This window comes from Bacteroides sp. MSK.20.12 (genome assembly GCF_019052435.1).
Lineage (GTDB): Bacteria > Bacteroidota > Bacteroidia > Bacteroidales > Bacteroidaceae > Bacteroides > Bacteroides xylanisolvens.
In genome coordinates this window covers 1-2,736 of the sequence record NZ_JAHQVH010000090.1, presented here as the reverse complement: position 1 = coordinate 2,736, position 2,736 = coordinate 1, and the positions used below count along the sequence as shown (strand labels likewise).

Below are 2,736 nucleotides of genomic sequence, written 5' to 3'. Positions count from 1 at the left end.
ATTTTCCGCCTTGACATAAGTTGTTAGCCGCCATATCTTTGCGCCGTAACCTTTAACAAGAATGATTATGGCAAAAGAAAAAGTAAACTATCAGGAGGTATATGACCTCTACCAGTTATGCAGCGAGACCAAAGATCTTCGAGAGTTCTGTGCTGATTATGGTGTAAATTACGACAAGTTCATGAACTGGCAGCGTCACCAGTTGTGGAGTGAGAAGTTAGGCAAGACAGTCCAGGTTGAGCAGCCCAAGGTTGCCAAAGTCCAGATAACCGGGAAACCATGCAATAGTCCAACTGTGAAGTTGGACGTGAAACATCCTGAAGGTGAACCACCAATAAAATGGATCAAGTTACAGCTGGCGTCTGGCGCAACACTGTTCCTGAGAAACACCACCGTTCTTGATTTGAGCCTGTTGCTTAATAAAATGATAGGATGATATGCTTGGACTGAGTGCTAACCTTAACTATTACCTGTTTAACGGTAATGTTGATTTGCGGAAAGGCATTTTCCGTCTGTGTGAGAGTATAAGGGAAGAAATGTCCCTTGACCCGAGCGATGCGTCCAATGTATATATGTTCATGTCCCGGAACCGAAAGGTTGTGAAGATACTTCATTACGAACGCGGTTTTTATGTGCTTTACGAAAAACGTCCTGTTATGGGCAAATTCAAGAAACCTGTATTTGATGAAGTCTCCAGGTGCTACCGGATACAGTGGTCGGACATGGCTTATCTTACGGAAAGCATTGTAGTTGACAAGATGTACGTTAGTCCGAAAGGCTAATATTAACATACTGATTATCAACAGGATAGTATAAAAAATAAACGGTAAAAAGTTTGCGTAAGTGCCTGATTTTTCGTACCTTTATATCATGATTGATGAAAGAGCATACGAGTTACTTTGCTGCCAGCTGGGTCTGGCGAATGAGGAAAAGGCAGGTCTTCGCAAACAGAATAAAGAATTGATTGCGAGGCTTGAGTCTATTGAAGAATCCAACAGGGAGAACTCTAAAAATCTGATAGATACCATCAATGATCTCAAAGATACCATCGAAAAGCAGTCAACCACGGTTGAACATTACAGGAAAGAAATGGAACTTATGAGAAAGCAGCTTGAAGCAAAGGATGAGGTGAACAGGATGCTGGCAAACGAGATCTCCAATCTCAGACTTCAGCTTGAGGACAGCAGGAAACACCGTTTCGGCCGTACTTCCGAGCAAAGAAGGCTGTTGAACAACCGTAATCTCGACAAGTCCGCTCTGGAACAATCCGAGTATGACGGTTCTGACAGGAAGGATGATAATAATAAGACCGATGATAACGAAACCGGCAGCAATACCTCTTCCGGCAACATACCTGCCCAGAACAGCAAACCTTCAAGGAGAAAGGAAACCGCACCACGTGCCGGGAAAACAAAATTGAAAGTTGACAAGGTGGTAGTACATGAAGTGGACGAGTATTACACGCTTCCAGAAGGGGGACGGTTTATGAACCGCAACGGTATGCCTGATGTGTGGGAATACAGGGTCATAGAACATGTAAGGGCTTATAACGTGGAGCATGTTTACAAGGTGGCAAGGGTAAAGCTTGCGGACGGCACTTTCACAAGCACCATGGAACATCCGCTGAAAAACCTTGGAGGTATCTTCTCTCCTGAACTGCTTGCCCGTCTGCTTTGTCTGAAATATGACTTCAGCATGCCTGAGAACAGACAGATAAGACTGCTTGCAAGAGAGGGTATCCACATAAGCAATACCACGCTGAACAGCTATATCCATAACGGAATCGCCAAACTAAGGGAGTTCATGGAAGATGTCTTCAAGGAGTTTGTACAGAGAGCTAATTACCTTATGGTTGATGAGACTACTGAGCTTGTTGGAGTGGAAACAAAGGAAGGTAAGGCTTACAGGAGAAAGTACTTATGGGCTTTCTTTGCCAAGCATATTAAGATGGTCTATTATCACTATAATAACGGCAGCAGGTCGTCCGATGCGGCAAAATCATTCCTGGAATATTTTATGGGAACCATATCCACTGACGGATATACGGTTTACAGGATGTTTGACGGAGACGACTCAAAGGTGCTTCATATAGGATGCTGGACGCATTGTAGAAGGTTGTGGGTTGATGCCCTGCCTTCAGACAGAACAGCGATGGACATAATAGATCCTATCGGTGAGATGTTCAGAAATGAAGACCTGTTCCGTATGATGAAACTCAGCGGTGAGCAGATTAAGGAAAGAAGGCTTAAGCTAACAGGACCGATTCTTGAACGTATCCATCATAAGGTGGTCATTATGATGCAGGATGCGAAGATTATGGCTAACGAACTGATGAGAAAGGCCGTGAACTATACGATAAACCAGTGGAAATCCTTGAGAAATATCCTCAAGGACGGTTCAGCAGAAATCTCGAACAACCTCTGTGAGCAAAGGATGAAACCTGTAAAGCTGCTGCTCAAGAACTGTATGAACGTTGGCAGTGAGGATGCGGCAGAAAACTCTGCATTCACCTTCTCTCTGATAGAAAGCTGTAAGTTGAACGGCATAGACCCTCAGAATTACCTGAAACACTTGTTTGAATGTATTCTTCATGGTAAGGACTGCGACAAGAAGGCTCTTCTGCCATGTTTCTATAAACCGGAATGTTAAAACAAAAATATTTTCTTACGGGCATTTTTATTTTATCGGCTGAAAGACAGCCGATAAAATTGGCGTGGCGGAAAATAGTATGGTTAC

3 protein-coding genes are annotated in these 2,736 nt (G+C 43.5%); all 3 read left to right on the top strand.

The features are described from left to right. Window positions 1-67: 67 nt before the first annotated feature. Window positions 68-436, top strand: a complete 369-nt coding sequence (locus KTR06_RS24220; RefSeq protein WP_170834904.1) for a hypothetical protein — start codon at window positions 68-70, stop codon at window positions 434-436. Between the two features lies 1 nt (window position 437). After that, the gene (tnpB, locus tag KTR06_RS24215; protein WP_004297053.1) at window positions 438-782 is read left to right on the top strand and encodes an IS66 family insertion sequence element accessory protein TnpB; all 345 of its coding nucleotides are present in this window, start codon (window positions 438-440) and stop codon (window positions 780-782) included. Window positions 783-870: 88 nt separating this feature from the next. Then, entirely contained in the window at window positions 871-2,649 is a 1,779-nt protein-coding gene (locus tag KTR06_RS24210) for an IS66 family transposase (RefSeq protein WP_004300191.1), read from the top strand. Window positions 2,650-2,736 lie beyond the last annotated feature (87 nt).